Source organism: Micromonospora narathiwatensis (genome assembly GCF_900089605.1).
Lineage (GTDB): Bacteria > Actinomycetota > Actinomycetes > Mycobacteriales > Micromonosporaceae > Micromonospora > Micromonospora narathiwatensis.
The window spans coordinates 2070261-2096192 of the sequence record NZ_LT594324.1 but is presented as its reverse complement, the minus strand read 5'-3'; the positions used below and the strand labels follow the sequence as shown (position 1 = coordinate 2096192).

23 protein-coding genes are annotated in these 25932 nt (G+C 71.9%); 12 read left to right on the top strand and 11 right to left on the bottom strand.

All coding sequences use genetic code 11. From position 1 onward, the window contains the following. Window positions 1-33 precede the first annotated feature (33 nt). From GA0070621_RS09135 to GA0070621_RS30745, 5 genes are all read right to left on the bottom strand, one after another. Complete coding sequence (locus tag GA0070621_RS09135) at window positions 34-1110, bottom strand: glycoside hydrolase family 26 protein (RefSeq protein ID WP_157739905.1); 1077 nt, start codon at window positions 1108-1110, stop codon at window positions 34-36. Then, window positions 1103-2422 (bottom strand): glycosyltransferase family 2 protein, encoded by a 1320-nt coding sequence (locus GA0070621_RS09130; protein ID WP_091193324.1) that lies wholly within the window; start codon window positions 2420-2422, stop codon window positions 1103-1105. The genes GA0070621_RS09135 and GA0070621_RS09130 overlap by 8 nt, the downstream gene beginning before the upstream one ends. 14 nt (window positions 2423-2436) lie before the next feature. Beyond that, entirely contained in the window at window positions 2437-3975 is a 1539-nt protein-coding gene (locus GA0070621_RS09125) for a hypothetical protein (protein WP_091193322.1), read from the bottom strand. Window positions 3976-4459: 484 nt separating this feature from the next. Then, on the bottom strand, window positions 4460-5371 hold the full coding sequence (locus GA0070621_RS09120) for a ThuA domain-containing protein (protein ID WP_167666735.1): 912 nt from the start codon (window positions 5369-5371) through the stop codon (window positions 4460-4462). Beyond that, window positions 5353-5766, bottom strand: coding sequence for a hypothetical protein (locus GA0070621_RS30745; protein WP_167666734.1), 414 nt, complete (start codon window positions 5764-5766; stop codon window positions 5353-5355). Before GA0070621_RS30745 ends, GA0070621_RS09120 begins: the two co-directional genes overlap by 19 nt. On the opposite strand from GA0070621_RS30745, the gene GA0070621_RS31260 reads away from it, so the two are divergent. The 3 genes from GA0070621_RS31260 to GA0070621_RS09105 all read left to right on the top strand — a co-directional run bounded on the left by GA0070621_RS31260 (window position 5694) and on the right by GA0070621_RS09105 (window position 9839). Further along, window positions 5694-5846: an NIL domain-containing protein gene (locus GA0070621_RS31260; RefSeq protein WP_091202224.1), complete on the top strand. Its 153-nt coding sequence runs from the start codon at window positions 5694-5696 to the stop codon at window positions 5844-5846. The two genes, GA0070621_RS30745 and GA0070621_RS31260, sit on opposite strands and share 73 nt — an antisense overlap. Then, a complete protein-coding gene (locus GA0070621_RS09110; RefSeq protein ID WP_091193319.1) occupies window positions 5843-6130 on the top strand; it encodes a hypothetical protein in 288 nt (95 codons plus the stop codon). The genes GA0070621_RS31260 and GA0070621_RS09110 overlap by 4 nt, the downstream gene beginning before the upstream one ends. Before the next feature lie 181 nt (window positions 6131-6311). Beyond that, on the top strand, window positions 6312-9839 hold the full coding sequence (locus GA0070621_RS09105) for a phosphodiester glycosidase family protein (protein WP_091193317.1): 3528 nt from the start codon (window positions 6312-6314) through the stop codon (window positions 9837-9839). A gap of 58 nt (window positions 9840-9897) precedes the next feature. Here GA0070621_RS09105 and GA0070621_RS09100 read toward each other — a convergent pair whose 3' ends face one another. After that, complete coding sequence (locus GA0070621_RS09100) at window positions 9898-11172, bottom strand: low temperature requirement protein A (RefSeq protein WP_197674007.1); 1275 nt, start codon at window positions 11170-11172, stop codon at window positions 9898-9900. 226 nt (window positions 11173-11398) lie between these two features. Next, window positions 11399-12361 (bottom strand): FAD-dependent oxidoreductase, encoded by a 963-nt coding sequence (locus GA0070621_RS09095; protein WP_091193315.1) that lies wholly within the window; start codon window positions 12359-12361, stop codon window positions 11399-11401. A 109-nt stretch (window positions 12362-12470) separates the two neighbouring features. Here GA0070621_RS09095 and GA0070621_RS09090 point away from each other — a divergent pair, with 109 nt between their 5' ends. From GA0070621_RS09090 to GA0070621_RS09080, 3 genes are all read left to right on the top strand, one after another. After that, the gene (locus GA0070621_RS09090; protein WP_091193312.1) at window positions 12471-13373 is read left to right on the top strand and encodes a LysR family transcriptional regulator; all 903 of its coding nucleotides are present in this window, start codon (window positions 12471-12473) and stop codon (window positions 13371-13373) included. A 202-nt stretch (window positions 13374-13575) separates the two neighbouring features. Further along, window positions 13576-15465, top strand: a complete 1890-nt coding sequence (locus tag GA0070621_RS09085; protein ID WP_091193308.1) for a CocE/NonD family hydrolase — start codon at window positions 13576-13578, stop codon at window positions 15463-15465. 353 nt (window positions 15466-15818) lie between these two features. After that, window positions 15819-16817 (top strand): hypothetical protein, encoded by a 999-nt coding sequence (locus GA0070621_RS09080; RefSeq protein ID WP_091193305.1) that lies wholly within the window; start codon window positions 15819-15821, stop codon window positions 16815-16817. A gap of 6 nt (window positions 16818-16823) precedes the next feature. Here the strand turns inward: GA0070621_RS09080 and GA0070621_RS09075 are convergent, their stop codons facing one another. Then, window positions 16824-17510, bottom strand: a complete 687-nt coding sequence (locus GA0070621_RS09075; protein ID WP_091193302.1) for a VOC family protein — start codon at window positions 17508-17510, stop codon at window positions 16824-16826. An 88-nt stretch (window positions 17511-17598) separates the two neighbouring features. Beyond that, window positions 17599-18600: an extracellular catalytic domain type 1 short-chain-length polyhydroxyalkanoate depolymerase gene (locus tag GA0070621_RS09070; protein WP_091193300.1), complete on the bottom strand. Its 1002-nt coding sequence runs from the start codon at window positions 18598-18600 to the stop codon at window positions 17599-17601. Between the two features lie 132 nt (window positions 18601-18732). Here GA0070621_RS09070 and GA0070621_RS09065 point away from each other — a divergent pair, with 132 nt between their 5' ends. Genes GA0070621_RS09065 through GA0070621_RS09055 form a run of 3 tightly spaced genes read left to right on the top strand, consistent with a single transcriptional unit; the run spans window position 18733 to window position 21783 of the window. Next, window positions 18733-19386 (top strand): TetR/AcrR family transcriptional regulator, encoded by a 654-nt coding sequence (locus tag GA0070621_RS09065; protein WP_167666732.1) that lies wholly within the window; start codon window positions 18733-18735, stop codon window positions 19384-19386. A gap of 28 nt (window positions 19387-19414) precedes the next feature. Beyond that, a complete protein-coding gene (locus tag GA0070621_RS09060; protein ID WP_091193295.1) occupies window positions 19415-20278 on the top strand; it encodes an alpha/beta fold hydrolase in 864 nt (287 codons plus the stop codon). Window positions 20279-20289: 11 nt separating this feature from the next. Beyond that, window positions 20290-21783: a long-chain-fatty-acid--CoA ligase gene (locus GA0070621_RS09055; protein ID WP_091202222.1), complete on the top strand. Its 1494-nt coding sequence runs from the start codon at window positions 20290-20292 to the stop codon at window positions 21781-21783. A 34-nt stretch (window positions 21784-21817) separates the two neighbouring features. Here GA0070621_RS09055 and GA0070621_RS09050 read toward each other — a convergent pair whose 3' ends face one another. Beyond that, complete coding sequence (locus GA0070621_RS09050) at window positions 21818-23038, bottom strand: RNA polymerase sigma factor (RefSeq protein ID WP_091193291.1); 1221 nt, start codon at window positions 23036-23038, stop codon at window positions 21818-21820. Then, window positions 23035-23385: a YciI family protein gene (locus tag GA0070621_RS09045; protein WP_091193288.1), complete on the bottom strand. Its 351-nt coding sequence runs from the start codon at window positions 23383-23385 to the stop codon at window positions 23035-23037. Before GA0070621_RS09045 ends, GA0070621_RS09050 begins: the two co-directional genes overlap by 4 nt. Window positions 23386-23697: 312 nt before the next feature. On the opposite strand from GA0070621_RS09045, the gene GA0070621_RS09040 reads away from it, so the two are divergent. From GA0070621_RS09040 to GA0070621_RS09030, 3 genes are all read left to right on the top strand, one after another. Beyond that, window positions 23698-24444, top strand: a complete 747-nt coding sequence (locus tag GA0070621_RS09040; protein WP_091193285.1) for a lysozyme — start codon at window positions 23698-23700, stop codon at window positions 24442-24444. 117 nt (window positions 24445-24561) lie between these two features. Further along, entirely contained in the window at window positions 24562-25236 is a 675-nt protein-coding gene (locus GA0070621_RS09035) for a peptidoglycan recognition protein family protein (RefSeq protein ID WP_091193283.1), read from the top strand. A 94-nt stretch (window positions 25237-25330) separates the two neighbouring features. Beyond that, window positions 25331-25894: an NADAR family protein gene (locus GA0070621_RS09030; protein ID WP_091202221.1), complete on the top strand. Its 564-nt coding sequence runs from the start codon at window positions 25331-25333 to the stop codon at window positions 25892-25894. Window positions 25895-25932: the final 38 nt, after the last annotated feature.

Here is a 25932-nt window from a genome sequence, read left to right as displayed (position 1 = left end):
GCGCCCGCCGGCGACGGCGGTACCCGTTCACAGCTACCCCGCGGCCGGCCCCGGGGCCGGCTTCAGGGACTTGAGGCCCGCCTTGAACGCCGTGGTCGCCGCGGGCGTGGCGGTGTACCGCCAGTCGGCCGAGCCGCCCTGCTCCTTGCTGTACTCGAACCAGATGAAGCCGATGACATCCGGATGCTTGGGCAGCCAGGCGAAGAAGTTCGTTATCCACCCGACCTTGCGCGGACCGGGCTGGACCCCCGTCTCCGTGATCACGATCGGCTTCTGAGTCACCTTCCGGATCGCCTTGATGGTGGGCTCGAAGACCGGCGCGGCGGTGCTCTCCTTGACCGCGTAGCCGACCATGCCCGCCCAGTCGACGTAGTCGTCGCCGGGGTACAACGCGGCAATGCTCACCTTCGGCACCGGGCGGAGGATGTTGGGGCTCCAGATCCAGATGACGTTGGTGGTGCCCACCTTCTGGAAGATGTCGTGCACGTGCCGCCACGCGCGCACGTACTGGCCCTTCTTGTTGCCGGACCGACTCTCCGACCACGGATACCAGGAACCGTTCATCTCGTGGGCGAACCGGATCGCGACGGGCCAGCGGGCGTCGCGTACCGCGGTGGCGAACCGCGTCACGTACTCGTCGTACGACCCGTCGATGATCTTGGACAGTGCGTACTTCGGCTGACTGGTCCCGCTGTCGTTGCCGGCCCAGGGCTCCCAGGAGAGGACGGGCAACGCCCCCCGCTCGTAGCAGAGTTCGATCGGTTCGACCCGGAACTCCTCGGTCCACTTGACGAAGACCATCATCATCGACGGATTGGCCCCGGCGGCGGTGGACAACCGTTCGGTCTTCGCCGCCGACCACGGCACGTCCGGCGCGCTGAGTCCGAAGCGCTGGCCCTTGATGCCCATGATCTCGGCCTTGGTCGGGATCGGGACCTCGGTCGGCGAGGGGGTGGCGCCGGCAACGCCGGACGGCGGCTTGGTGCCGGCGACCGTCGGGTCCGCTTCGCCGGGCCGGAGTAGCCAGCCGGCGATCAGGGCGAGGATCACCCCGTTGGCGGCCATCCAGATCCAGAAGGTGCGCCGCGAGCGACGCCCATGCTCAGACACCGATCATCACCGATGCGGCCAGCATCAGACTCCCTAGCACGTACGGCACGATCAACTGCGGGTTGCGTTCCTTCTCGCCGGCGAACCCACCGGCCCGCGTGCCCCAGCCCGCGTTGTGCGCCATCCGGAAGAACCCGAGCACCCGGATCGGCATCAACATGAGGGTGTTGATCAGCATGAACGCGGGCAGGTGCAGCATGTCTCTCGGCCGGTACGCGAAGTGCCGGCCGAAGCGCACCGCCAGCGAGAGGGTGGTCATCAGCCCGGCCAGGAGCAGGATCGAGAGCACCGCCACCAGCGGCTGGGAGGGCAGCGGCAGGGAGTTGTACAGCTCCGAGTTCGCCCCCGTCGCGAGCGTCACCCCCCAGGAGACGAAGGAGCCGACGAGGACGAAGGGAACGATGATGTCGGCGATGTAGAACACGGCGAGCAGGGGGGTGTTCCGCAGCATCCACGGCAGCATGCGCAGGGTGTTGTACTGCGACCCACGCGCCCAGCGGTACTGCTGCTTGGCCAACTTCTTGAGCTGCGTCGGCGCGTCCGTGTAGACCAGCGACGTCGACTGGTACACCGTCCGGAACCCGCTCAGCAGCGTGTAGTTGGTCAACGTGCGGTCGTCGCTGACCTCAAGGAACACGCCGAGGAAGCGTTCGGTGAGGAAGCGGTCCATGCAGCGCACCAGAATGGACCGGCGGAACGCGATGGTCCGGCCCGGCAGGCAGCCGACCGTGCCGAGCACGCTCATTGCCGGCATCGAGTACTCGTTCCGGACGTTCTCCAGCCAGTCGGCCCACCGGGTCAGCACCGTGCGGCCCGGATCGAGGATCCGCTGACGGGTCGTGACGCCGCCGACCTTCGGATCGCGGAACGGCTTGACCAGTTCCGACAGGGTGTGGCTGGACCAGACGGTGTCGGAGTCGACGAGCACCGCGATGTCGGAGGTGGCCATGCCGATGCCCACCTTCAGGGCGTTGCGCTTACCCGGGATGTCCGTCCAGACCCAGCGCACGCCCAGATCCGTACAGATCTTTTCGAGCACCTCGTTACGCGGACCGTTGATCACGACGATGATCTCGGTGGGGCGTTGCTCGATGATCCGCCCGACCACCGACCGGAAGAGGTCCTCGGGCTCGTCCACCACCGGGATGATGACCGACGTCGTCACCTCGTACGGCTCGTCGACCGGACGGTAGTAGGCAGCGAGACACACCCGCAGGATCCACAGCAGCCAGATGCCCAGCATGAAGAGGGCGAACAGGAAGAATTCACCCGTCTCCGTCCAGGCCCTGAGCTGGAGGAGGAAAGCCAACATCGCTCTGGTCCTCGCTATCGTCGGGCGGTCGTGGGGACGAGCGCGAAGAGCGTGAGCGTGAGCCCGGCGGGCTGCCACGTCCGCTCGGCGGCGTACGCGGTGCGGAGCGGCCCGTCCTTCGTCGCCGGCATGCCCTCCAGTGGTTCATCCGTCGCGCCCGCGCGGAGCAGCCACACCCGGGGCGCGACACCGAGGCACTTGGCGACGTCCGGGCACTCCTCGGCGAAGAGCGCGCCGTCGGTGCGTGGGGCCCGCACCGCGAGGACGTCCTTGGGCCGCGCGTCGGGCCGCACGTAGCGCGCCAACAGGTCACGCCCGATCTGCCCGTCGCGGTCCGCCGGACCGAAGACGATCACGTCGCCGGGCTTGACGTTCTCCGTCAGCACGGCGGCGAACTCGGCCCCGGCCAGCCCGTGCCCGTCCGGCTGCCGGATCTCGACCTGTTGCGGCACGGCCAGCACCGTGGCCACCACCGCGACGACCACTCCGCGGAACACCGGGGCGTGGTTGAGTGCCATCGCGGCCAGCAGCGTCCAGGCCGGGAGCGTCAGGAGCAGCGACTCGACGTTCCAGAACGGGGTGAGAGACGACACCAGGTAGAGCACGGCGCCGGTCCCGACGGCCCAGGTGGTGAAGACGATGCCGGGCTTGCGCAGTGAGACGCTCAGCAGCCCCAGCCCGATGAGGATGCCGCCGAGCAGCGGCACCCCGAAGAGCACCTCGGGCAGCCGGGCGACCTCCGACAGCGCGGCGGCCTTGCCGTCGCCCAGGTGGAAAACCGTCGAATTCAACGCGTACGCCACGGCGCCGATCGGAAGGAGCGCGACGAGCACCCCGGCCAGCCATCCCAGGAAGAGCCGCCGCCGCATGACGAAGACCGCCACACCGTGCGCGAAGACCAGGCTCACCGCCGGGGCGCTGACCACCCCCAGCAGTACGACGACCAGGGAGTAGCCGGCCACGCGAAGTGCCTTCGGCCGCTCGAACAGCCAGACGAGCGCGGCGGTGGCGAGGGCGGCGAGGCAGATGATGAGCGCCTGCGGACCGATCTCCTGCGCGTAGCGGGACGTCGTCGGCAGCAGCGCGAACAACAGGCCGGCGATGAAGCCGACCCGCGGCGTGGCCAGGCCGGTGCCCACCCTCGCGCAGAGCGCGGTGGCAACGGCCATCGCGAGCACCGACGGCAGCCGCAGGGCGAAGTCAGACGTGCCGAGCAGCTCCGCCCACCCCTTGAGCCCGACGTAGTAGAGCGCCGTGGTGGTGTCCAGGCCGTCGAGCAGACGCATCGCCTCGGCCCACGGCCGGGTCACGAAAGCCCAGTGGTCGAGCTCTTCGGGCCGCTGGCCGGGCCAGGTGGCGCGGACGATGCCCAGCCCTGCGACCAGCAACGCGGGAAGCACCCACGCCAGGGTGCTCAGCGCCCGGCGCCGGGTGGCCAGGCTCCGCTCCTCGTGGCCGCCGTCTCCCTGCCGGTCCCAGGCGTCCGCCTGCGGCGTGTCTGGGACGGGATCCCGCCGGCTGGGAATCAGCGCAGTCTGGGCGTCGATTGACATCTATATTCACCATGCGTGTGAGGGGCGTACGGAGGCACGATTGAGCGTCCGACCCAGGTCGACGCGAAGGGGGACTCGACCTGGGCCAGTGCAGGATACAGCGGCGCGTCCGTCCGCAGGCGGACTGTCGAAATGGGTCGAAATGGCCAGCCATATTGCAGCGGCGTTAATAGGTCATGTCGCCCAAATGACGGAAACGGCTTCGAAGCGGCCCGGCTCCAGCCACGCCTGCCTGCGGCGGAGAGGCCGCGCTGGCCGAGCGGAGGCGGCAACTGACCCACGTGGTCGAACAGGCGCATGCCAGGCGGGTGGACGCGCCGATAATGCCCCACCGCCAACATTTCGACATTCTCCGATGGGTGACGCGCGCCCTGGCGGTCAATGCGCGAGAACCGCGGGGCGAACCACGATTCGGCGCGGGCCCGGAAAGCATTGACGATCCGGGCCCGCGCCGTTGTGCGATCAGCTCATTGTGTCGGCGTCGTCACGGCTGCGCGGCCCAGAGCAGCGCTCGACCCAACTGCGGCTGCAGGCCCTTCCGGTGCAGCCGGAACGTCGGGGCGGTACCGAAGAGCACCACACCGTTGCCGCCCGCGCTGACGCTCCGGATGATGCTGGCCTGGTTCGCGGCGGCGCTCTGCCCGTTCGTACCGGCGCCGGTTGCCGCCCACCAGCCGGCGAGCGGCGGGTCCGCGGCGTACGACTGCTCGACCGTCACCTCGGTGCCGAGGTTGGTGAACCAGACCGGCTGGCTGATGAAGGAGTGCGGGACGGCGCCGGAGGTGACCGGGCCGTCGTGGTTGACGACGTTGGCCACTCCGCTGGCCAACGACGGCCCGGCGGTGGCGGTGACGCTCAGCAACGAGGTGGCCCTGCCGAAGCTCGCGCCGGCGGTGCCCAGCCCGACGACGCCGCCGCCCCGGGCCAGGAACGCCTCCAGCGCGTTCCGGTTCGGAGCCGTCAGGTTCGCCAGATTGACGTTGCTCGCCACCAACAGCACATCGACCTCGTCGGTCAACGTGCCGGCCAGCGTCGCGGCGGTCACCGCCCGGGTCGCGAAGCCGAGGTCGATCAGGGTGTCGCGTTCCTCGACGCTGCCCAGGTAGCCGACGACGATCTCGTTCAGCGGCGTCCCGTGCCAGCCGGCCGGGGCACGCTGGAAGGTGACGCCATGCGCACGGACCTCGTCCTTGAGCAGTTGACGGCTGCCCGGGGTGGCCGGAATCGCCACCGACCCGTCGGCGAGCCGGCACACCCGGACACCCTTGCGGATCAGCGAGTTGACCGCCAGCAGGTCGGCGGCGTCCTGGAGGTCCAGGCGCAGGTCGGTGTCGGCGGACGGCAGTTCACCCTGGGCAACGCCGTCGTAGATCCGGGTCAGCTGTACGTTCGGCAACCGGTCCCAGAGCGGTCGACGGTGGCACCCCAGGTCAACCCCTGGCTCCACGCGGCCGGGCCGGCGTAGAGGTCGTTCACCCGATCGGTGATGTCGGCCCCGGGTTCGAGCAGCGAGTTGACCAGGCCGCGCTTGGGCTGGTGCAGGTCGACGACATAGGAGCCGGCCCGGTAGCTCCTGCCTCCGGCCCGGAAGTCGTGCTTGGCCCGCCACACCCGGCCGCCACTGCCGATCAGCAGGTCGACGAGACGGGCGGCGGCTGGCTCGGAGTGCTGGCCGGGACCGGTCGGGATGACGTACGACCGGGGGAAGACCGTGTGGTCTGGACGTACGGATCGTCGCCGGAGCGGTCGAGCAGCTCGCGGCCACCCGGGCGGGACGGCTGCGTATCGCACTCCCCCAGACGGCACCCGGACTGGCGGACGCGCTGCGCGAACTTCGCACGGCCGGGCTCGGTGTGGAGCCGGCGCGGTGAACGCCCCGGACCTCCTCGACCTGCTCTGGCAGGGGCTCGGCGAGACCGCGTACATGGTCGGGGTCGCGACCCTGCTCTCTGGCGCCGGCGGGCTGCTGATCGGCGTGCTGCTGGTCCTGACCGACCGCGGCGGCCTGCTGGCGGCGCCGCCGCTGAACACGCTGCTCGGCCTGATCGTCAACATCGGACGGTCGCTGCCGTTCATGGAGGAGTTGCTGCACTCGCCCGAGGTGAAGACGTTCATCGAGGACAAGTACAAGGGCTCGGTCCTGCCCGCCTTCTGACGCAGGAGCGAGCCGCCCCGGCAGTGACGCGGGGTGGGCAGTTCGCCGGAGCAACGTGAGCGAGCTGCCCGCCCGCTTCCCCGCCACGCGCCTCAGTGCGCCGGTCCCTGGCGTCCAAAGAGATCAAAATTCGCCAACTGTTTCGGACGACAAGCGGCAATAGGGGCCTAATGTTCCTAACATGACACCCCATCCCTCACGCCGGCGGTCAGCCCGTCCTGTCGGGCTGCTGGCCGTACTCGCCGTGGTGGCCGCACCACTGAGCACCCCTCCGGGTGCGCTGCCCGGCACCGGACCGCTGCCGGCCTACGCCAACGCCTCAGCCGTCGACCACGATCACGAGCACGACAAGGAAGGGCATCGCCCGCCCAGCGGTCCGGTCGTACCCGTACCGCCCGAGGACGGTGCGATGGTTTCCGCGGCCGCACCGGCGGCGGCGGACACCGCCTGGCTGCCGGTCAGCCACCGCGTCGAAGAACTCGCCCCCGGCGTCACCCTCAGCCGCGACCGCAGCTACGACAGCGGCGGCTTCGTGGACAGCTTCCTGCTCACCACCGACCTCAAGGGCCCGACGAAGCCGAAGCTGCTCGCGGAGAGCGTCAGCGGCGCCATGGTGCCCACCGAACTGGCGGACGCCGCCCGCGCCGTCGCCGGCACCAACGGCGACTTCTTCGCCATCAACGGCACCAACGCGCCGATCGGCGGCGCCGTCCAGGACGGCGAGCTGATCAAGGCGGACCGCTCCGGCGGCACCATGGTCGGGCTCGACGCGGACGGCGTCGGCCAGATCACCGACATGTTCCTGGAAGGCACCGCCACCGTCGGTACCCGCACCTTCGCGCTGGGCGGCCTGAACAGCAACGGCGTACCCGCCAACTCGGCGGTGCTCTACACGCCGAAGTGGGGACCGGGCGACCGCGGGTACGTCAGCAGCAGCGGCGCCGTCGTCGAACTCGTCATCAGGCAGGGCACGGTCACCGAGGTACGCCGGGCCAAGACGGCCGAGCCCGTACCGAGCGACGGGTACGTCCTCCTCGCCGCCGGGAGCCTCGCCGACCAGCTCGCCGGCACCGCCCCCGGTACGCCGGTCACGGTCGACCACCACGCCCGTTCCGACGCGCCCAACCCGTACTCGCTGGCGCTCGGCGCGCACCTGGTGATCCTGCGGGACGGGGTGACCCAGCCGATCAACCCGGGCGACACCAACAACCCGGCGCTCAAGCCGCGTACCGCCGTCGGCTGGACCGCCGACGGGAAGCTCCTCGTGTACGTCGCGGACGGCAGCTCCAGCCGCTCGCGTGGGCTGACCGCCTTCGAACTCGCCGACCGGATGAAGGCGGTCGGCGCCGTCGACGCGGTGATGCTCGACGGTGGCGGCTCGACCCAGCTGGTGACCCGCCGCCACGGCGACTCGGGGGTCAGCGTCACCAACGTGCCCTCCGACGGCACCCAGCGTCCCGTGCCGAACGGCATCGGCCTGATCCCGCCGAAGGGTAGCGGCGAGCTGCACGGCATCGACGTACGCCTGCGCTCGGACCGGGTCTTCCCGGGCCTGTCCCGCGACGTCGCCGCCGCCGGCTACGACGAGACGTACGGACCGGCGCCGTTGACCAACGTGAAGTGGCAGTCGGTGCCGGGCAGCCTGGTCAAGCCGGACGCCCAGCGGGGGCTGCGCGGATTCCACAGCGGAAGCGGCAAGCTCGTCGCCCGCTCCGGTGGCATCCGGCAGGAGGTCGACCTGCGGGTACTCGGCGACCTCGACCAGCTCGAGGCCGACGTGCAGGCGCTGGCCCTCGAACCGGGCGACCACCGGGACGTGACCGTCACGGGCGTCGACGCGGAGGGTTTCCGCGCGCCGATCGAACCGCGCGACATCACCTTCGACTACGACCGGTCGGTGCTCGACGTCAGCGCCCAGCCGAACGGCACGGTACGGATCAACGGCCTGGACGCCGCCTCCGGCAGCGGCACGATCGTGACCGCCACCGTGCAGGGGCACGTGCTGCGCATCCCGGTGACGATCGGCCTGAGCGACGTACGGCTGTCGTCGCTGGCCGACGCGACCCAGTGGTCGTCGGCGGCGGTGCTCGCCAGGGCCGGCGTCGCCTCGGTCGACACCAGTGACCGCCCCGGCGCGGCGCCCGGCGAGAGGGGCCTGCGGCTCAGCTACGACTTCACCAACCAGGCGGCGGGCACCTCGGCGGCGTACGCGGTGGCGAAGACCCCGCTGCTGATCCCGGACGGCGCGCAGCGGCTCGCCCTCTGGATCAAGGGGGATGGGCACAAACACTGGATGCGGGCCACCATGGCGGCGCAGGGCTCGACGAACGTGCCGTTCACGTTCGCGACCGAGGTCGACTGGACCGGCTGGAGGCGCGTCGAGGGCGCGATCCCGACCGGGTTCAGCGCGCCGATCACGCTCAGCCGCATCTACGTGGTGGAGACGGACACCAACAAGCGGGACGTCGGCCAGCTCGATCTCGCGCTGCTCGACGCGCGGGTCGGCGTGGCGCTGGACGTGCCGGACGTGCCGGACCAGCCGGACCCGGCGGTGCTGGAGCAGACCGACGGGCAGGCGGGGGACGGCCGGCGCGGATGGCGCTTCGCGGTCCTCTCCGACACGCACATCAACGCCGACGGCGGCACCACGTCGTACGCGTACACCCAGACCGGCCGGGCGCTCGACGAGATCGTGGCGGCCGAGCCGGACTTCGTGCTGCTCTCCGGAGACGGGGTGGACAGCAACCGGCCGCAGGACTTCGCCCTGTTCCAGCGGTTGCTCAGCGAGCATCTGCCGGAGGACATCCCGCTGTACTGGGCGGTCGGCAACCACGAGTCGGGTGCGACGGCCACCGGTACGCTCAACCAGTTCACCGCCTCCACCGGGCGTCCGACCCGGCAGGTCTTCGACCACGCCGGCACCCGGTTCATCCTGCTCAACACCACGCTGGCCTCGCTGCGACTGTCCGACTGGTCGCAGGTGCCGTGGTTGCGGGCGCAACTCGACGCCGCCAGGACCGACCCGTCGATCTCCTCGGTGGTGGTGTCGGCGCATCACCCGGTGCTCGACCCGACCGGCACCGGCTCGTCGCAACTGTCCGACCCGTACGAGGCCGAGCTGCTGGAGCAGTGGCTGGCCGAGTTCCGGGCCAGCTCCGGCAAGCAGGTCGCGCTGGTGACCGGGCACGCGCACACCGCGCACGTCCGACGGGCCGACGGCGTACTGGAGTTCAACGCGCCGGTTGTCGGCAAGGTTCCGTACGGCGACGCCGGCCACGGCGGGTTCGCCGCCTGGTCACTGGTCACGGTCGACCCGAGCCGGGCGACGGTCGACCCGGACCGGATCGACCCGCGGGGCTTCGGCTGGTTCCAGGCGGACGTACGGCCGGTGCTGACCCGGGTGGAGCTGCACGCGCCGGAGCAGGTGGCGGTCGGCGCGACCGCGCGGGTGACGGCCGACGCGATCGACGAGGGCCAGAACGGGCGTAACGTGCCGCTGCGCTACCCGATGTCGGTGACGTGGGCGGGCGACCCGAACCTGGCGGTCGTCGAGGACGACCGGGCGCTGTCGCAGGCGCTCAGGAGCCCCAAAGTCGTCGCTGTGCTCGACATCCGCTCGGGCACGCTGACCGGGGTCCACAGGGGAACGGTTCGGATCGCCGTACGGGCAGGGGCGATGGGCGCCACCGCCACCGTCACGGTGACCTGACGTAACCGTGCGCGCGAGCGGTGCCCCGTGACACCGGGGCACCGCTCGCGACCGGCGGTCACAGGTGGCGGCGGCGCCACTCGCTCTCCGCCCCCTCGACGGCGACCTGCTCCTCCAGCGCAAGCCCCCGGATCCGGCGGCGCAGCCCGTCCTCGCGTAGGGTCTCCGCGACGGTGGCGCCGACGCACAACGCCGCCAGCATCACCAGCGCCACCAGTTCCGGCAGCCGGGCCGCCGCGGGCGCGACCAGGACGATCACCACCACCGCCCCCAGCAGCGGCCAGTGCACGGTCCGCAGCGCCAACCGCGCGCAGCCGGCCAGGCTGAGCAGGTAGAGTGCGACGCCGCCGTACAGCACGATGATCCGGAAACCGCCGAGCGGCTCGCCCCAGGGCGGCGTGCTGGGTGAGGCCGCCTCGGAGAGCTGATCCTTGAGCCCGAGCGCGAAGAAGATGATCCCGGTGATCATCGGCAGGTGCAGGTACGTGTACGCGTTGCGGGACAGTCGGGCCCGGGTGGCCGGCTCCCGGGCGTGGTGCATCACCTGCTCGACCCCGAAGGCCAGGGTGTCGAAGTACGCCCACCAGAGCACCGCGGCGGTCGCGATGCCGAGCACCGCGGCGGTCATCACGGGCACGGTCAGCGGCGGGGCGTTGCCCCCCACCCACCCCAGCCCCAGCGTGATGATCGACTCGCCGAGCGCGATCAGGATCATCAGCGCGTGCCGCTCCGCCCAGTGCCCGGCGGAGATCACCACCCAGTACGAACCGCCGAGCGCGATCCCCGCCACGTACTCGACCAGCACCGCCGCCGTCCAGAACCCGAGCTGCAGCCCCGTCGCCACGGTGGAGTCGGCGACCCGGTGCGGCACCTGTCCGGCGGCGACCAGCAGCGCGGTGGCGATCACCGCCACGGCGGCGAGCTTCAGCCAGCGCCGGAACGCGGCCCGGTCGGACCGGGCCACCCACCCGAAGACGGCGAGCTGCGCGGCCCGGACCAGGAAGTAGCAGCCGGCGAAGACGAGCGGACCGTTCAGCCCCGTGGATTCGCCGACGAACGCCCGCGGGATGCTCAGCACCAGCAGGAAGATGCCGGCCACGGTGACGAAACCGACCACCGGCAGCACACCCTGGTCGGCGCGGACCATGTTGCCGAGGCCGGCGAATCCGGTCCAGCACCACCAGAGCAACGCCAGCACCAGCAGGGCCTGATAGAGGTTGATCCAGGACGGGTGGCTCGCGGTCAGGTGGGTGACGTTGAGGAACGCCAGCACGAAGACCAGGTCGTAGAAGAGCTCCAGGCGGGTCCCCCGGGAGCCCGGCGCGCCGAGCATGATGATGCGCGACCACCGGCTGCCGTCGTTCGCCCCCGACCCGGCCGAACCCTCCGGCCCGGCCGGGGTCCGCGCAGGTCCGTCCACCGGCGCAGTGTCCCAAGGACGGGGTCGCCACCGCGTGCGGATCGGTCGATCGACACCGGAACGGGTACGCGCTTTCGGCCCGGACGATCACCGACGGCGGCCGGCCGCTCCACCGGGTCGGCGACGTGCGGGAGGTCGCTCAGCCGCCCAGGGCGAGGTCCGCCACCTCGGCGGCGCAGCCCCAGGACAGGGTGACCCCCGCCCCGCCGTGGCCGTACGCGTGCACGAGCCGGCTGCCGGGCGGGCCTGCCGGGTCCGGGTCCATCTCGACCCGGGGGCCGCCGTGGCGGGCCGGCCGCAGCCCGATCCGCTCGCCGAGCACCGGCACGGCGGCCAACTCCGGCACCAGCGCGACGCAACGACGCAGGATCGCCGCCGCCGTGTCCGGGTCGGGCGCGGTGTGCCCCACCCCCCGCTGGTACGTGCCGCCGAGCACCACGTCGTACCGGCGCGGATGCACGTACGTGATCCCGGCCGGGTCGTCCTCGTCGCGCACCGAGACGGTCAGCCCCGGGTTCGCCACCAGCACCAGATGCCCGCGGACCGGATGCACGGCCGGGTCGGCGGCGAGCCGGCCGGCGGCCAGCCCCGTCGCGTTGACGACCACCGGCGCGGTGTCGTACGCGTCGACGAGCCGTCGCACCCGACGGCGCAGCACCCGGCCGCCGCCGGCCGTCAACCGCTGCCGCAGCCAGGCCAGGTACGGCGTCATCTCCACCATCGGCACGGTGAACCGCAGCAGCGCCGTGTACGGCGCCCGCGCCGACTCGGCCACCAGGTCCCCGCACGCCTCCGCCCACCACGGCGGCTCGGCGTACGGATGGCGCAGCAGCATCCGGGTCGGCCGGTCGACCACCCCCGGCACGCCGTCCGCCGCCTGACGGCCCAGCTCCCGGTGCGTCTCCACCGCCCAGCGCAGCACCCGCGGGTCCTGGTCGGTGTGGCTCGGGTACCAGACCGCGGCGGCCACCGTGGAGACCGTGTCCGCCGGGTCGTCGGCGGCCAGCACGGTCACCCGCGCGCCCCGCTGCTGAATGGTGACCGCCGCCGTCAGCCCGATGACCCCGCCGCCGACCACCACCACGTCCGTCGCTGCCGTCATCGTCCGCTCCCCTCGCTAGTGTCGTTGGCCTCGGATCGTCGCTGTCGCGGTGGCCCGCCGTCCAAGACGAATCGGGCAGCCGGCGATAAGCGGTGCTTATGATTGGTCCATGTCCGACACGCCGATCCCGGACGCCTGGTCGGATCTGCGGCGGCTGCGCTACTTCGCGGTGCTCGCCGAGGAACTGCACTTCACCCGGGCCGCCGCCCGGCTGAGCATCGCCCAACCCGCGCTCAGCCAGCAGATCCGCGCCCTGGAACGCCAGCTCGACGTGCCGCTCGTGCACCGCACCAGCCGGGGCTGCACGCTGACGGAGGTGGGGGCGCGGGTCGCCGACGAGGCCAACCGGCTGCTCGCCGAGGTAAACGCGGGAACCTCCCGGATCCGGGATCTGGTACGCGGGCGGGGCGGCCGGCTCCGGTTGGCGTACACCCGATCAGCGCGCGGCGGCCGGGTCGACGCGCTGGTCGCCCGGTTCCGGGCCGCCCACCCGGACGTCGAGGTGGTCCCGGAGACGGCCTGGACGGCGCCGAACGTGGCCGGCCTGCTCGCCGGCCGGCTCGACGCGGCGTTCGTCCGCCCACCGGTCGACGAGCCGGCGCTGGCCTGCCGGGCGGTCGACACCGAGGAGCTGCTGCTGGCCCTGCCCGCGGGCCACCCCCTCGCCGCCGGCCGCCGCCGGATCGGCCGGGCCGAGGTGGTCGACCTGCCGGCCGTGATGTGGCCGCGCGAGAACGGGCCCGGCATGTTCGACCGGACGATCGCCCAGGTCTGGCCGCGCGGTGGCTTCCGGCTCGTCCGACAGGAGCCGGACGACGAGCAACTGCTGCGGGCGGTGACACAGGGGGACGTGGTCGCGGCCGTCCCCGCCGGCCGGGCCCGCGCGCTGCGGCTGCGCGGCGTACGGCTGCGCCGGTTCACCGCCCCGACGCCCACCGTGGACGTTGCCCTGGCCTGGCCGCGCGACAGTACGAACCCGGCCCTGCGCCGCTTCCTCGCCCTGCTCGACTGAGGCGGAATCCACGCGGCGGCCGAATCTCGTTGACCTGGATGTCAGCGACAGCCGGCGCGGCGTCTCGGCAGATGTCCATGCGGCACGCCGCGGACTTCGTGCATCTGCCTGATGACGATCAATCGACCTCTTTCTAGGGTGCGCTTAGTGATCGAGTCGGCGCGCCAGGTGAGCGCCGTCCGCACCGGATGAGGGAGGAAACATGAGGGCGATCGTTTCGGTCGGCACAGCGATAGCGCTGCTAACCGTGACGGCGCCGGCGGTCGCCGCCGAGCGGGTCGAGACGCCGACGATCGTCGTGGAGGACGGAGTCACCCAGCCGGCATTCGGCTACGCCAGTGCCATCCGCGAGCGGGTCTGGGTCGAGACCGACTTCGACAGCGACCGGGACGGCGTCAAGGACGTCATCCGCGTCGACCTCATCCGGCCGGCCGCCACCGAGCAGGGCCTGAAGGTGCCCGTCATCATCGACAACAGCCCGTACTACACGACTCTCGGGCGCGGCAACGAGTCCGAACTCAAGGCCGACCTCGACGGTGATGGCCTCCTCGACCGGTGGCCGCTGTTCTACGACAACTACTTCGTGCCCCGTGGCTACGCCGTCGCGCTCGTCGACATGGCCGGCACGGCCGGCTCCACCGGCTGCCCGACGATCCAGGGCGCGAACGAGAACGCCTCCGGACCGACGGTCATCGACTGGCTCAACGGCCGCCGCGACGGGCACGACTCCAACGGTCACCGGGTCGTGGCCGACTGGCACAACGGCAAGTCAGGGATGATCGGAAAGTCGTACGACGGGTCACTGGCGATGGCCGCGGCGGCGTCCGGTGTTGACGGCCTGTCCACCGTTGTCCCCATCTCGGGGCCTTACAACTACTACGACTACACCCGCAGCAACGGGATCGTGACGCGTGGCAACGACTACCTGGTGTCGCTCGCCCGGACCATCACCGCTGACGACCCGGCGCGTCAGGCCAGGTGCGCGCCGGTCTGGAAGGAGATGGCGGCCAACGACGGCGACGAACACGGCGACTACACGCCGTTCTGGCACGAGCGGAACTACCTGGACGACGCCGCGAAAATCAAGGCCAGCGTGTTCCTCGTCCACGGAATCCAGGACGACAACGTCCGCGCCGACCACTTCAGCAAGTACTGGCAGGCGCTGAAGACGTACGACATCCCGCGCAAGCTGTGGGTCGGGCGGGTCGGTCACATCGATCCGTTCGACTTCCGCCGGGACGTGTGGGTCGACACGCTCCACCACTGGTTCGACTACTGGCTCCAGGGGATCAACAACGGGATCATGAGCGAGCCGAAGGTCGACGTGGAACCGTCCGTCGGCGTCTGGGAGCAGCACGCCGACTGGCCGATCCCCCGCACCGGGAACGTCAACATCTGGCTGCGCCCGGGTGCCGACAGCGCCGGAGACCTCGCACTCACCCCGGCCACGGGCGCGCCGACGACCCGTTCGTTCGTCGACAACCCCAGCCAGACCGAAGCGACGATGATCGACAACCCGAGCCGGTCGAACGCGAACCGCCTGGCCTTCCTGTCCCCGCCGCTCGCCGAGGACCTGCGTATCTCCGGCACTCCCGTGGTCAGCCTGACCGCGTCGTCGAGCCTCGACAGCGCCTACCTCGGGGCGATCCTCGTCGAGTATGGGCCGAGCACGCAGAACAGCCGGACCGGCGACGGAATCCTCCAGACGACGCTGCCCGAGGAGTGCTACGGCGAGTCGAGCCCGTTCGACGACGGGTGCTACCGGCCCGTTGCGTACCGGCCGACCAACGTCACGCAGTGGCGGGTGAGCAAGGGGATCCTCGACGGGCGGAACCGCAACTCGATCGAGGCCGCCGAGCCCATGACACCGGGCACGACATACGAGATGAGTATTCCGCTACTGCCGGAGGACTACGTCTTCTCCGCCGGCAACCGGATCGGCGTCATCATCGTCGGCAGCTACCGCGGCTACTCGGCCGAAACGCTCACCTCGCGCCCGACCATCACGGTCAACACCAAGGTCAGTCACATCTCCCTGCCGGTGCTCGGCGGTCAGCAGGCCGCTCGTCTCGCCGGGATCCCGCTTCGCTGACGATCCGCTGACTCCGAACGACAACCAGCAATGCAATTCGCAAGAGGCACCCTCGGGCGAGGGTGCCTCTTGCGCACGGCGATACCCCAGCCGTGGCCACTACCCGACTCCATCTCGGGTCGAATCGTGTGGCGGCCCGCTTTCCACCCGGTCAAGCCACCGAGGATGACTTCGTGGGTGCGCGCGGTGCGCCCGCGCGGCTGCGGGCGGCTGGCCGTCCGCCTTGTTAGCGTGGGTCGACGTTCGTCATCGTCGACACGTCCCGGCTGGTCCGCGCCGACGGCGCGACACCCCTCGACCAGTCACCCGCCGCCGGACGGTGGCACCGGCTGACGGTGCGGAGGAGGGGTGACATGACCGACGCGTCGGGCGGGAAGGCGCACTCGCCGGGCCGGCGGCAGCGGTGGATCGACCGAGGGCGCGAACAGGCCCGCCGAGCGGGCCCGCGTTTGCTGGCGGTCGTGCGTACGCTGTGGGGTCATCTGCTGCCGGCCTGGCGGAGGTTGCAGGCGGCGGCGGAGGGCGAGGTGCTGTCTCCCCCGCTGGACGAGGTCGTGGAATACCGGGAGATGGCGGGCCCGATCACCGTCGCCGCGAAGGGGCATGTGTTCACGTTCGGTGTCCGGGCCGTGCTCACCTGGTCGGCGACCGGCCTGCGCACGGAGTCGCTGACCTGGTACGCACGGTACTTCCTGCCGGCGGTGATCCAGCGGTTGCGGCGGGCCGCGGCGGACCGGGCCCGCGACCTGCCCCCGCACCGGGCGGGCGACCTGGAGGTGGCCCTCCAGGCGGCGTTCGCCACGGAGGAGCCGTGGCGGTACACGCACGGCGGGGTGACCGTCGAGTGCCGACCGGAGGTGTGGGTACGCCACGACGAGCGGGTCCGGCAGGCGCTGCGGCCGTACTGGGAACGCATGATCGAGTTGGAGTGCCAGTACGAGTTGTACCTGAAGCGGGCCCGGTACGCCGAGGAGCTGAACCGCCGCTGGGTGACGATCGCGAAGGAGTTCGTCGACGACCCGGCCGGCGGCGAGGAGGCGAAAACGATCAGCGAGGAGCTGGCCCGGGCCCGGCGGCACATGGCCGCGGAACGGCAGGCCGCCGCGCGGTGGAGCGCCGACCTGATGCGGGACCGGGACCGTCAGGCGGGAATCTTCGAGCCGTTCACCGCCATCGACATCGTCCCGCAGCAGACATCGGGGGCGGCGGCGAAGCCGTCCGGGTCGGCACCGAAGGCGGCCGGGCCGACGAGGAAGGCACCCGGGAGCACGACGGACGCGGCCGGGCGGGCCGCCGGGGCCCCGCCGGCCGAGGGCGGCCCGCCGCAGCCGGGCCGGGAGGAGCGGCGCTGAGGCGGTTCAGCCCTGTGTCACGCCGCCCGGCTGGGCCTGCCGGGCGCGCAGGAACGCGCTGAGTCCCAGCCCGTCCTCGGTGGCCAGGAACACGCCCCGCACGTTGAGCAGGATCTCGTCGGCGTGGGCCAGGCAGCCCCACACCGTGTCGCCCCAGGAGTCGGCGAGTTTCAGCTCGGCCGGCGCCGCGCACGCCTCGCCGCGCGGGCCGCCGATCTGGCAGCGGGGCGGCGCGCCGCCCCGCTGACCGACCCGCTTCGCGGCCTCGCGGATCAGCGAGAACCGGGCCTGCCGGCCGTCCTGCGGGCCGCGCGCCTGCTCGGGTACGGCCCGGCGCTGTCCGAAAACGATCACATTGCCGTCGGGGTCGGTGGTGCGGCACTCGCCGCCCGGGGCGTGCTCGGGGTATCCGGCCCGCTCGACGGCGTACCCGACGGCGGTCAGGCGGTCGGTCGTCGCGTCGAGGTCGTCGACGTAGAGGTAGATGAGCAGGGGCAGCTCGACGGTGATCAGGCGGGGGGTGACCGCGGCGAGCAGCAGGGTCAGCTCCGCGCACTGCAGGTACGACCAGCGGGACTCGCCGTCGCCCCCGCCGCGCAGCTCGGAGTAGCCGAAGCGCTCGTAGAAGCGACGTGCGGCGTCCAGGTCCGCGACGTACAGCACCGGCACCTGGGCCTGCACTCCGTTCTGCACCGCGCCACTCTACCCATGATGGATGTGTAAATCATGTGTTGGAGATCGGGTTTTCACCGGCTGTTCGACTGACCGGCCGCACGCGGTGTCAGGCGCGCGGGTGGGCGACGAAGAAGTCCCAGCTCAGGCCGCTGGCGTCCGGACCGGACGGATCGCCGTAGAGGCTGCACCAGCAGCCGCCCGGGTAGACGTGCCCGGCCCCGTCGATCAGGTACTTCTCGATCAGCACCGTCCCGTCCGGGCCACGATGGATCGAGTGGGTGAAGCTGCGACCGCCGGGCACCTGCCCGCGTTCGACGAGGGTGGGAGTGGCGGTGACATCGTCGTCGTCGCGGCCGTCGATGGCCAGGTCGTCGGTCTGCGCCCACTGTCCGACGATCCGGTCGGCGGTGACGGGAGGCACCACCAGGTCGGCGCCGCCCTGGAAGACCAGCACGGGCACCGGACGGGCCCGGCTGCCCATCTCCCGCCAGGCGTCGAGGCCGGCCTGGTCGGGCGTACGGAGCCGGAGCACGTCGCACTCGTACTCGCAGCCGGCGACGGTGGCCGCGGCGGCGTAGAGGTCCGGGTAGGTCACTGCCATGATCATGGACATGACACCGCCGGCCGAGACGCCGGTGACGTACACCCGGGCGGGATCGACCGTGTAGCGCGAGCGCATCAGGTTCGTGATGCCGGCGATGATCGACGGCTCTCCCAGGCCGCGGTGCTGGTTGATCGAGAGGGGCCAGTTCCAGCACTGGGCCGGGTTGGCGAAGGTGGACTGGTCGGGGAAGACGACGAGGAAGCCGCGCCGCTCGGCGAGCGCGCTGAGCCCGGTGAGCAGGTCGAAGCCGACGTCGTTCTCGGTGCAGCCGTGCAACGCGACCAGCAGTGGGATCGGCGTGCCGGTGCGGTAGGTCGAGGGCAGGTAGCCGTGGTAGTCACGGGTGCCGGCGAGGTTGGTGTAGGTGCCGTGGAAGTAGCCGCCGGTCGCGGCGCGGGCCGGGGTGGCGGGGGCCGCCACCAGCGCGAGCAGGGCGACGAGAAGGGTGGCGGCGATACGGCGTGCCCGGGTGGGGAAACGCCGCGCGGGAACCGGATCGGGCATGACCGTGCTCCTCTGCTGGGCGGTGTGACTACCGATCGATCGGTTGGGAAAGTGATGGTGGTCACTATCCGCCCGGTCCACTACGGTGTCAACCAATCGTTCGGTTGGGACGACCCCGAAGGAGCGCCGCCGGTGACGCAGACCCCCTGGGACCCCCGTCGACTCACCGCCGTCGCCGCCGACCTGCCCGAGGGCGTCACCCCGCCCGGCACCCGCGGACGCATCCTCCAGGCGGCGCTCAAGCTCTTCGCCGAGTACGGCTTCCACGGCGCCTCGATCCGGGACATCGCCCGGGTGGTCGGCATCAACTCGGCCACCCTCTACGCGCACTATCCCGGCAAGGAGCACCTGCTGGCCGAGCTGATCCGGCTCGGCCACGAGGAGCTGCGGCACCGCCTCGGCGAGGCGTACGCGGGGGCCGGCGACGATCCGGCGGCGCAGCTCGCCGCCCTGGTCCGGGCGCAGGTCCTGGTGCACACCGACCACCCGCTGCTGGCCCTGGTCGCCAACCACGAGCTGCACGCCCTCTCGCCGGAACGCGCCGCGCCCGCGCTCGCGCTGCGCGAGGAGGCCCGGCAACTGCTGGGGGCCGTGCTGGAGCGGGGGGCCGCCTCCGGCGCGTTCGACGTCGGCGACGTGGCGCTCACCGGCATCGCCATCGGCAGCCTCGGCATGCGCGTCGCCAACTGGTTCGGCCCCGACCAGCCGTACACCCGTGAGCAGGTCGCCGACGCCTTCGTCGGCTTCGCGCTGCGTCTCGTCGGCAGTCCGCTCCCCCGCGGCTGACCGGGCATCCCTCAGGAAAGGTTGACCCATGCAACAGGTGAAGGTCGAGGTGCCGGACGGCACGCTGACCGCCCTCCGGTTCGGCACCGGCCCGAAGATCGCCGTCGCCGCGCACGGCATCACCGCCTCCGGCATGGCCTACCGGGCCGTCGCCCGGCAGTTGCCAGCCGACTGGAGCCTGATCGCGCTGGACCTGCGTGGCCGGGGCGGCAGCGCCGCAGCGCCCGGCCCGTACGGCATGTCCCGGCACGCCGAGGACCTCTGCGCGGCCGCCGTCCAGTTCGGGCAGGGCCGGCCGGTCGCGCTGGTCGGCCAGTCCATGGGGGCGTACGCGGCCCTGCGCGCCGCCGCCCGCCGGCCCGAGCTGTTCAGCCGGCTGGTGCTGGTCGACGGCGGCCTGCCGCTGCCGGTGCCCGCCGGCGCCGACCCGGACGCGGTCCTCGTGGCCACCCTCGGCCCGGCCATCGCCCGGCTCAGCGACACGTTCCCCTCCGAGCAGGCGTACGTCGAGTTCTTCCGCGCCCACCCCGCACTGGCCACGGAGTGGACCGACGACATGACCGAGTACGTCCGGTACGACGCCACCGGCGAGGCGGGCGCGATCCGCTCCCGGGTCAGCGGGGAAGCGGTCCGGGCGGACGGCCGGGACCTGCTGGTCGACGCCGACTCGTTCGGGGCCGACCTGGTCGGGCTGACCGTCCCGGTGGTGCTGCTGCACGCCCCGCGTGGCATGTTCGGCCAGGCCCCCGGGCTGCTGCCGGAACCACTCGTCACGTACTGGCAGGAACGGGCGCCGCACCTGGTCACCGAACTGGTCGACGCCAACCACTACACGATCCTGATGACCGACGGCCCGGCCGCCGCCATCGTCCGGCACCTGACCGGCGCGTGAAGGAGCAGCAGATGACGAACCTCGCCTCGATCCTGGTCGACTCGGCCGCCCGTGACCCGCGCCGGCCGGCCCTCAAACTGGGCGACCGGACGGTCAGCTACGCCGAGCTGGACGACGCCTCGGCCCGGTGCGCCGGCTACCTGCGCGCGCACGGGGTGGCCCCCGGTGACCGGGTGGCGCTGATGCTGCCGAACGTGCCCGAGTTCGCCGTCGGCTACTACGGCATCCTGCGCGCCGGCGCGGTGGTCGTACCGATGAACCCGCTGCTCAAGCCCCGGGAGGTCGACTACTTCCTGGAGGACTCCGGGGCGCGCGGCATCCTCGCCTGGCACACCACCGAGCAGGCCGGCGTCGACCGGGCCGACGGGGTGAGCACGGCCGTGACGCCCGACGGTTTCGCCGCGCTGCTGGCCGGGTACGAGCCGGCGGCCGGGCTGACCGAGCGGGCCGGCGACGACACCGCCGTCATCCTCTACACCTCCGGCACCACCGGCCAGCCGAAGGGCGCCGAGCTGACCCACGACAACCTGCGCCGCAACGTCGAGGTCACCCGGTCGACCCTGCTCGAACTGGGCCCCGACGACGTGGTGTTCGGCGCGTTGCCGCTGTTCCACTCGTTCGGCCAGACCGTCGCGTTGAACTGCGCGGTCGCGGCCGGAGCCGGCCTGGCCCTGCTGCCCCGCTTCGAGGCCGCGCAGGCGCTGGAGATCCTGGTCCGCGAGCGGGCCACGATCTTCGCCGGCGTGCCGACCATGTACGCGGCGCTGCTGGCCGCCGCCGGCGACGACGAGCCGGACCTGTCCGCGCTGCGGACCTGCGTCTCGGGTGGGGCGGCGCTGCCGGTGGAGCTGCTGCGCCGGTTCGAGGAGAAGTTCGGCTGCGTGATCCTGGAGGGCTACGGCCTCTCCGAGACCTCCCCCGTCGCCTCGTTCAACCATCCGGACCGGCCGCGCAGGCCGGGCACCATCGGCACCCCGATCGACGGGGTGGAGATGGACGTGCGCACCGCCGACGGCACGCCGGCCGCGACCGGCGAGGTCGGCGAGATCGTCATCCGTGGCCACAACATCATGAAGGGCTACTGGCGGCGGCCGGAGGCGACCGCCGAGGCAATCGTCGACGGCTGGTTCCGCACCGGCGACCTGGGCACCCGGGACGCCGACGGCTACTACCGCATCGTCGACCGCACCAAGGACCTGGTGATCCGGGGCGGCTTCAACGTGTACCCGCGCGAGGTCGAGGAGGTCCTCTACGAGCACCCGGCCGTCGCCGAGGCGGCGGTGCTCGGCACCCCGCACCCGACCCTCGGCGAGGAGGTGGTGGCGGTGGTCGCGCTGCGTCCCGGGGCGTCGGCCACGCCGGAGGAGCTGCGGGAACACGTGAAGGCGCAGATAGCGGCGTACAAGTACCCGCGCCAGGTGTGGATCGTGCCGGCCCTGCCGAAGGGACCCACCGGCAAGATCCTCAAGCGGTCCATCACCGTCCCGCCGCCGGCGGCCGGCTGAGCGTCGCGCGCCGGGGGCGGCCACGACGGTCACCTCAGGCGTGGCCGGCCAGCAGATTCCGGGCGCGGCACAGGTGCGCCCGCTCGGCGTCGTTGTCGGTGTTGGCGATCGCCGCGTCGTAGGCGGCGACGGCCTCGCCGGGCCGGCCGAGGCGGCGCAGCAGGTCGGCGCGGACCGCGTGGAGGACGTGGTAGCCGGCCAGGTCCAGCGCGTCGACCAGGGCGAGCGCGGCCCCCGGCCCGGCCACCTCGGCCAGCGCGACCGCCCGGTTCAGCGCCACCACCGGCCCCGGCGAGTACGCCATGAGCTGGTCGTACAGGGCGAGGACCTGGGCCCAGTCGGTGTCGGCCGCTGTCGGGGCGTCGCTGTGCACGGCGTTGATCGCCGCCTGGATCTGGTACGGGCCGGGCCGGTCCCGCCGCAGACAGCGGCGCACGAGCGCCTGCCCCTCGGCGGTCAGGGCGTCGTCCCACCGGTCCCGGTCCTGCTCGCCCAGCGGCACCAGCACGCCGTCCGGCCCGGTACGCGCGACCTGCCGCGCCTCGACGAGCAGCATCAACGCGAGCAGCCCGAGCACCTCCGGCTCGTCCGGCATCAGCTCGGCCAGCAGCCGGCCCAGCCGGATCGCCTCGGCGCACAGCTCGGCGCGGACCAGCCGCTGCCCCGAACTGGCGGCGTACCCCTCGTTGAAGACCAGGTAGACCACGGCCAGCACCGCCGGTAGCCGGTCCGGCAGGTCCGCGTCGCGCGGCACCCGGTACGGGATGCCGGCGTCGCGGATCTTGGCCTTGGCCCGGACCAGGCGCTGCGCCATGGTCGCCTCCGGTACCAGGAAGGCCCGGGCGATCTCGGCGGTGCTCAGACCGCCGAGCAGCCGCAGGGTCAACGCGACCCGGGCGGCGACGCCCAGCGCCGGGTGGCAGCAGGTGAAGATCAGGCGAAGCCGGTCGTCGTGCACGGGGCCTTCCTCGGCGGGCGGGTCGGGGGCGTGCAGGAGGGCGGCCTGGGCGTGCCGGTCGGCGCGGGACGCCTCGCGGCGCAGCCGGTCGACGGCCCGGTTCCGGGCGGTGGTGATGATCCAGCCGGCCGGGCTGGGCGGCGAACCGTCCACCGCCCAGCGTTCGACCGCGGTGGTGAAGGCGTCCTGGACCGCGTCCTCGGCGAGCCCGATGTCGCCGAGCACGCGGACCAGGACGGCAACCGCGCGACCGTACTGCGCCCGGAAGATCCGTTCGACGTCGGCCGGATCCGTCATACCTCGCCCTGGAACGGGCGGACCTCGATCGGCAGGGTCGTCGCGACGGCGTACCGGCGGCCCCACTCCAGGGCGGCGTCGAGGTCGGGCGCGGTGATGATGGTGATGCCGCCCAGGTACTCCTTGCCCTCGACGAACGGCCCGTCGGTGACCAGCACCTCTTCTCCCTTGGGGCGCAGCACGGTCGCGGTCTCCGGCGCGTGCAGGCCGTTGCCGAAGACCCAGGACCCGGACTCCTTCAACTCGCGACCGATGGCGTCGACTTTGCGCATCACCTCGGCGAGGAACTCCGGGGCGGGCGTCCCCGCGCCGGCCGGCTGGTAAATGCTGATCAGGTACTGCCTCATGCGATCCTCCTCGTCCTGGGGGCCCGCTGCCCCCTCCACCCTCCATACGAACGGGCGGCGTCGGGATCGACACGCCGGCCGCCACGGGTTTCGCCGGTCCTCGCCGTGCCGCCCGCTCGGCAAGGTGCCGCGCCTGCGCCGAGCCGGCGCGGCCACGACCGTTGCCGGGGGCCGAGGGCTGCCTTCGCCCGGCTGATACCTCAAGTTAAGAGATGATCTTCCATACATCTATTGAAATTTGTCTCCAGCTTGTGACCTAATACTGACAGTTCCTTTCACCCGCCGCACCGCGGCAACCCCCAGGGAGGAAAGATGAAGCGTCCCCTGCGAACGGCGCTGCGTACGGCCGGCGCCGCCCTGATCACCACCGTCGCCATGGCCGCCTCGGCCCTGGTCGGCGCGACGCCCGCCAGCGCCGCGCCGGCCGGCCTGCCCGGCATGGACGTCTCCAGCTGGCAGGGCAACGTGAACTGGCAGGGCGCCTGGAACAACGGCGCCCGGTTCGCGTACGTCAAGGCCACCGAGGGCACCGGCTACACAAACCCGTACTTCGCCCAGCAGTACAACGGCTCGTACAACGTCGGCATGATCCGCGGCTCGTACCACTTCGCGCTGCCGAACCAGTCCAGCGGCGCCACCCAGGCCAACTACTTCGTCGACCACGGCGGAGGCTGGTCCAAGGACGGCAAGACCCTGCCCGGCGCGCTGGACATCGAGTACAACCCGTACGGCGCGACCTGCTACGGGCTGAGCCAGGCGTCGATGCGTAGCTGGATCGCCTCGTTCGTCAACCAGTACTACGCCCGCACCGGCCGGTGGGCCACCATCTACACCACCACCGACTGGTGGAGCACCTGCACCGGCAACACCTCGCAGTTCGCCGCGAACAACCCGCTCTGGATCGCCCGCTACTCCAGCAGCGTCGGCACCCTGCCGGCCGGCTGGGGGACGTACTCCTTCTGGCAGTGGGCCGACTCGGGCACCTTCCCCGGTGACCAGAACGTCTGGAACGGCACCCTGGACCGGCTCAAGGTGCTGGCCTGCAACGGAACCTGCTGACCCGTACCGGTGGCGGGCTGCCCTCCGGCCACTGCGGCTCGGCGTGTCTGATGCCACGCCGCGGCCCGGAGCAGCCGCCCGCCACCGGCGGCGTCCATCCCCGATGAGGAGGCACCGATGTCCGTTCCCGTCCCCCGCCGGGCCGTGCTGCGCGGCGCGGTCCTGCTCGGCGCCGCCGCCGGCGCCACCGCACTCACCCAGGTCGGCGGCGACCACGACGCGCGGGCCGTCGCCACCCGGGTCGACCAGCCGGATATCGCCAACTGCGCGACCTGGGGCGCCCGCCCGCCCTCGACCAACGTCAGCGTGGTGCAGAGCCGGCCCAACAAGATCATCATTCATCACACGGCGTTCCCGAACACCACCGACTACAGCCTGGCGCAGGCATACCGGAACTCCCGCGACATCCAGAACCTGCACATGGACACCAACGGCTGGCTCGACTCCGGGCAGCACTTCACCAACAGCCGTGGTGGATACCTGACCGAGGGCCGGCACGGCAGCCTGTACGCGCTGCTGCACGGGCAGACCATGGTCCAGGGCGCGCACTGCGTCGGTCAGAACAGCCAGGCCATCGGCATCGAGAACGACGGCATCTACCTCGACGTGCAGCCACCGAAGGCCCTCTGGGACAGCCTGGTGTGGTTCTGCGCGTTCACCTGCCAGCAGTACGGCATCCCGTCCAGCGAGATCTACGGGCACAAGGACTTCAACAGCACGCAGTGCCCCGGACTGCTGCACGACCGGCTGCCCGAGCTGCGCAGCGCGGTCGCCGCCCGGCTCGGCGGCTGAAGGCTTCGCGGGGCGTCGCCGGGGGCGCCCCGCGACCGCCGGCTCAGCCGGCAACCAGGGAGGCGAACTGTCGGTGCCCTCGGGCACACTGTCCATCGTGTCGCCCCGATCCGTCGCCGAGCTCGTCGCCACCGTCCGGTCCGGCCGGCCGGTGAAGTTCCTGCATTTCTGGGGCCACCGCCCGCAACGCGACGGCAGTGTCGGCGCCGGTTGCCTGAGCCAGTGGTGGCCGGCTCCGTTCACCGTGGACGGCCGGACGTACGCCACCGCCGAGCACTGGATGATGTGGCACAAAGCGAGCCTGTTCGGCGACGCGGAGATCGCCGAGCGCCTCCTGACCACCGGGCATCCGCACCGGGCCAAGGCACTCGGCCGACAGGTGCGCGGCTTCGACGAGGCGACCTGGGCGGCACGCCGCTACGAGATCGTGGTGGCCGGCAGCGTGGCCAAGTTCGGCCAGCACGAGGACCTGGGCCGGTTCCTGCTCGGCACCGGGGAACGGGTGCTGGTCGAGGCGAGCCCGGTGGACCGGATCTGGGGCATCGGCCTGGCCGCCGCCGACCCACACGCCGCGGATCCGGCGCGGTGGCGGGGCGAGAACCTGCTCGGCTTCGCGCTGATGGACGCCCGCGCCGCGCTGCGCGAGTCCCGGCCGTGACCGGCCCGGGCCACGACGGGGTCGGGGCGGACGCCTGA